This window comes from Mycobacterium sp. (assembly GCF_035499775.1).
GTDB lineage: Bacteria > Actinomycetota > Actinomycetes > Mycobacteriales > Mycobacteriaceae > Mycobacterium.
The window spans coordinates 1-5,141 of record NZ_DATJYB010000434.1; the positions used below are offsets into that span (position 1 = coordinate 1).

Consider the following 5,141-nt stretch of genomic DNA (forward strand, 5'->3'; position numbering starts at 1 on the left):
TTATCACCTCAGCAGCGACGGCAACACCATGACCGCAACCCTCGGGCAGGGCAAAGAGACCCATACCTTCACCAAGGTTCCGAACAGCAGCACTACGGGCGGCTCTGCGAGTTGACGTTTGGTGACGCTGATGCGCCAAGAGAATTCGAAGATGTCGGCGCAAACCTCGTCGTGCGTGGTTTTCAGGTTCTCCACGGGTAGACGGACTTATCGTGGGGTTCGTGCTGCTTGAGATTTTCGTGCTGCTTGAGATTGATGTGGAGCTGTATGGAGGGTGATGTGGACGGGACGCCGTTCGGGCGCTACCGCCTGATGGAGCTGCTCGGCCGCGGCGGCATGGGTGAGGTGTGGCAGGCCCACGACACCGAGACCGACCGCATCGTGGCCATCAAGGTGCTACCCGCGCATTTGTCAGAGGACGAGGAGTTTCAGCGCCGCTTCCGCCGCGAAGCCCACGCCGCCGCGCGCCTGAACAGCCCGCACGTCATCCCGATCCATCACTATGGCGAGATCGACGGCCGCCTCTATGTGGACATGCGGTTGATCGAGGGCCGCGACCTGGAAGCCGTGCTGAACGACGGACCGCTGGATCCGGCGCGGGCGGTCAATATCGTCGGCCAGGTCGCCAAGGCGCTGCATGCCGCCCACAAGGTGGGCCTGTTGCACCGCGACATCAAACCCTCTAACGTCCTGCTCGACGACGACGACTTCGCCTACCTGATCGACTTCGGCATCGCCCGGGTGCTCGACGAGACGCGAATGACCAAGTCCGGCTACGCGATTGGCACCTTTCAGTACATCGCGCCGGAGCGGCTAGCGATGGGCGTCGACGACGACGCTCGCGCCGACATCTACTCGCTGGCCTGCGTACTCTACGAATGCCTCACCGGCAGTCCGCCCTTCCCCGGCAACACCATGCCGCAACTTGTTGCCGCACACCTCAACGCCCCGCCACCGCGGCCGTCGGTGAATCGGCCGGCCGTCCCCGCACAGGTCGACGGGGTCATTGCGCGCGGGATGGCCAAAGACCCCAACGAGCGCTATGCGACGACGGTCGAGTTGGCCAAAGCCGCCCGAGAGGCCATCACCGAGCCCATCCAGCGGCCGGCGCCGAACGCGGCACCTACAAAGCCGACGCCTCCTGCCACGACGCCCGCGTATGCGTACGACCCCGGGCCGCCGCCGGCTGGCCGTTCGGTGCCGCCGGCACCGAATGTGGCGCGTTTCGGGCCGACTTCCGAGGCTGATCAGCAGACCGTCTCGGCGGCGGGTACCGCGCCGCCCGCTCCGAAGGAGTCCGGCGGAGTCAGTTGGGGCGCGTTGTCCCTGATCACTCTTGGGGGCATTCTTATTGCCGTCGGCTACCTTGTCGTGCCGGTGCTCTTAACCATCGGGCTCGTGGTCCTCGTGATCGGACTGATAATGCTGGCCGCGGGACGACTGAGAACCGGTGGGCACCGCCCAAGCCAATAGCGATCTGGCGCAGTCGTCAGGTCACCTCGCTGCGGAGGGCTTCGGGCATTCCTGATAGGAACCAAGCCAGCAGGCAAATAGCAGCCACCGCCGCCGCCCACCGCGCTGACACCCGAAACCACCGCCACCTCCACAGCACCACCGCCAGCACGCTGACGCCGCCGACCAGCAGCACGCCGGCCACGCCCTTGGGAACCGGCACCGTCGCCCCGGGCACACCCGCCGCCCAATGCGCCACATGCAGAACCCACCACACTTCAGGACCGGTGAACCGAATCAGCAGCTGCGCCGCGGCCGGCCAGAACGGGCACAGCACGGCCGCCGCAGTACCCAACACCGTGATCGGCGCGATCACAACCGTCGCCGCAAGGTTCGCGACCGCCGCCACCACGCTGAACCGGCCCGAGATCGCCGCGACCAGCGGGGCAGTCACCAGCTGCGCGGCCACCGCCACGGCCACCGCATCTGCCAGCGGCTTGGGCCAGCCGCGCGCGACCAGCCGCCGCGACCAGACCGGCGCGATGACCACCAGCGCGGCCGTCGCCACCACCGACAGCGCGAAGCCCACGTCGACAGCCAGCTGCGGCGCGACCGCCATCAACAGCAGCACGGTGGCGCACAGCGCCGGAATCGCCTGCCGCCGCCGCGACGACAGCATCGCCGCCAGCGCGATCGCGCCCATCACGGCCGCCCGCAACACACTGGCCGTCGGCTGCACGACGATGACGAACGCCGCCAGCGCCGCCGCGGCGAGCAGCACCGCAAACCGCCTGCCGACCAGCCGCGCCGAGAACAGCACCGCCCCGCACACGATCGTGACGTTGGCGCCCGACACCGCCGTCAGATGCGTCATGCCTGCCGCTTTGAACTCGCGGCTGGTCGTGGCGGTGACCGCCGAGGTATCGCCCAGGACCAGGCCGGGCAGCATCGCGGCCTGCTCGACGGGCAGCACGTTTCGCACGGCGGCCGCGAACCGAGTGCGGACGGCATACGCGGCCCGCTGCATTGCACCGGCCTGGCCCGCCGTCGGCCGCCCCGTTGCGTTCAGCGTCGCGACCGTCAGGTCATGCCGCTTGGGACGGCTGATGCGCGCGGTAAACCGCATCGGCCGACCGACCATAACCTCATCGAGTTCGGTGGCCCGGGCGAAAACCACTACGCGGCCGGACATTTGGTCGTCGCGCAGCCGCTGCAGCGTGGCGCGAAACATCAACCGGCCGCTGCCCAACGACATCGCGCTCTCGCTGGGTGTGACCGTCACGGGCACGGCGGCGCCGAACGCGGCGGTAATCGGGTGGCGCGCGACCGCATCGGCACGCAATGCGATCGCCAGCCCGAATCCCGCGCCCACCACGCCGACCGCCATTAGGCCGGCGCTGATCGCGCGGGATCGTTCGGCCCGCCACCACATAAAGGCCGAGCCGACGGCCAACACCGCGCAGCACCACGCGAACACGCGCCCCACCGGCCACACGATCCCGGCCGCGGTCACGACCCAGCCGGTGAGCGCGGCCGGGACCAGGCGCACATCGAGTTGCGCCAGCGCCGAATCGCCGCTGTCGGGCTGACCCACCGCCGTCAGACACGGACCAGGGCACGCAGTTTCTCCAGCCGCGCCGGGCCGATACCGTCCACCTCGGCCAGCTGATCGACGCTGGTGAACTTGCCGTTGGCCTGCCGCCAGGACACGATCGCGGCGGCGGTGACGGGTCCGACCCCGGGCAGGGCGTCCAGTTGCTCCACGGTCGCGGTGTTGAGGTCGACCGGCTCGCCGCGCTTGGGCTTGGGCGATCCCGACGCCGGCCCGGAGGCCGGCGGGCCGGCCGAGCCCGGGCTCACCGAGCTGCCCAGCGCCCTCGGCTGCCCGGACAGCGGAGCCAGCCCCACGACGATCTGTTCGCCGTCGCCGACCGGGCGGGCGATGTTCAGTCCGATGATGTCGGCACCGTCCACCGCACCACCCGCGGCCTGCAACGCATCGGCGATCCGCGCACCCGGCGTCAGGGTGACCAGTCCCGGCTTGTGCACCAGGCCCACCACGCTGACCACCAACGGGTGGTCAGGCACTGCGCTGGGAATCGCCGACGAACGGGTGCCGGACGACGAAACAGGCTGTACCGGAGGAAGCTTCGCCGACATCACCGGTGCGGGCTGGTCGCGCACCAAGGTGAACACCGTGATCAGCACGGCCAGGGCCGCCACCACGGCCAACGCGATGGCACCCGCGCGGCCCGGATCCGCGCGCAGCTTGGCCACCCAGCCTCCGCCACTGGACGCGTCGGGAAGCCAGCGCGGCAGCAACGAGTTCTGGTCCTCTTCCGGAGCAGCGTCCGGTTCGTCGTCTGCGTCCGGCTCGGCACCCAATCGTCGCTGCAACCGCTGGGCGGGAAGTTCTGTTCGCATGCGCCGACCGTAGGTGCGGCCACCGCCATAACGGCCGCAGAAACGGCCCACCAAACGCCGCCTGTGGATTAACCCGAGGCTGTGGAAAAGCCCAACGCGGGATGGTCCAAGATGGAACCCGCAGCGAACGACAAGAGGAGCCCCGCCATGAAACTGGCGCTCACCGACGACGAAGCCGCCTTCCGCGACGAGCTTCGCACCATCTACACCACGAAGATCCCGGAAGAACTGCGCGAGCTGGTACGTCAGGGCTCGGCGCTGACCCGCGACCACCTGGTCACCAGCCACAAGATCCTCAACGAGCACGGCCTGGCGGTACCGAACTGGCCGGTCGAATGGGGCGGCAAGGACTGGACCGCCACCCAGCACCAGATCTGGTCCGACGAGATGCAATTGGCCTGCGTCCCGGAGCCGCTGAACTTCAACGTCAAGATGGTCGGCCCGGTGATCGCCGAATTCGGCTCCCAGGAGATCAAGGAGCGCTTCCTGCCGCCGACCGCCAACATGGACATCTGGTGGTGCCAGGGGTTCTCCGAGCCCGAAGCCGGCTCCGACCTCGCCTCACTGCGGACCACCGCGACCCGCGACGGCGACACCTACGTGGTCAACGGACAGAAGACCTGGACGACGTTGGGCCAGTACGCGGACTGGATCTTCTGCCTGGTACGCACCGATCCACAGGCGCCCAAGCGCCAGTCCGGCATCTCGTTCCTGCTGATGGACATGAACACGCCGGGCATCACGCTGCGGCCGATCAAGCTGATCGACGGCGGCCACGAAGTCAACGAGGTGTTCTTCTCCGACGTGCGGGTCCCCGCCGATCAGCTTGTCGGAGAAGAGAACCAGGGCTGGACGTACGCGAAGTTTCTGCTGGGCAACGAGCGCACCGGCATCGCCGGGGTGGGCCGCACCAAAGTCCGCCTCGCCGAGGTGAAAAAGCATGCCGCGGCAACCGGGGTGCTCAAGGATCCGCTGTTCGCCGCGCGACTTGCCGAGGCCGAAAACGAGCTGCTGGCACTGGAACTCACCCAGGCGCGGGTGGTCTCGAGCTCCGCCGGCGGAAAGCCCAACCCGGCGTCCTCGGTGCTCAAGCTGCGCGGCAGCCAACTACAACAGACCGCCACCGAATTGCTGGTCGAGGTGGCCGGACCCGACGCACTCCCGATTAACGGTGACGAAATCGCTTCTCCCCCATGGGCGCAATCAAGCGCTCCGCGCTACCTCAACTACCGCAAGACGTCGATCTACGGCGGCAGCAACGAAGT

At 68.3% G+C, this 5,141-nt stretch carries 4 protein-coding genes; 2 read left to right on the forward strand and 2 right to left on the reverse strand.

The features are described 5' to 3' along the window. Positions 1–267 precede the first annotated feature (267 nt). Positions 268–1,473 carry a serine/threonine-protein kinase gene (locus tag VML93_RS26865; RefSeq protein WP_414686452.1) on the forward strand — a complete coding sequence of 402 codons (1,206 nt, stop codon included), beginning with the start codon at positions 268–270 and terminating at the stop codon, positions 1,471–1,473. Between the two features lie 16 nt (positions 1,474–1,489). On the opposite strand, the gene VML93_RS26870 is transcribed toward VML93_RS26865, so the two are convergent. Both VML93_RS26870 and VML93_RS26875 read right to left on the reverse strand, forming a co-directional pair. Beyond that, the gene (locus tag VML93_RS26870) at positions 1,490–3,001 is read right to left on the reverse strand and encodes a ComEC/Rec2 family competence protein (protein WP_325615303.1); all 1,512 of its coding nucleotides are present in this window, start codon (positions 2,999–3,001) and stop codon (positions 1,490–1,492) included. Positions 3,002–3,051: 50 nt separating this feature from the next. Continuing rightward, a complete protein-coding gene (locus VML93_RS26875) occupies positions 3,052–3,876 on the reverse strand; it encodes a ComEA family DNA-binding protein (protein WP_325615301.1) in 825 nt (274 codons plus the stop codon). Positions 3,877–4,023: 147 nt separating this feature from the next. Here VML93_RS26875 and VML93_RS26880 point away from each other — a divergent pair. After that, positions 4,024–5,141: acyl-CoA dehydrogenase family protein (locus tag VML93_RS26880; RefSeq protein ID WP_325615302.1), on the forward strand; the 1,118-nt coding region annotated here is incomplete at its 3' end.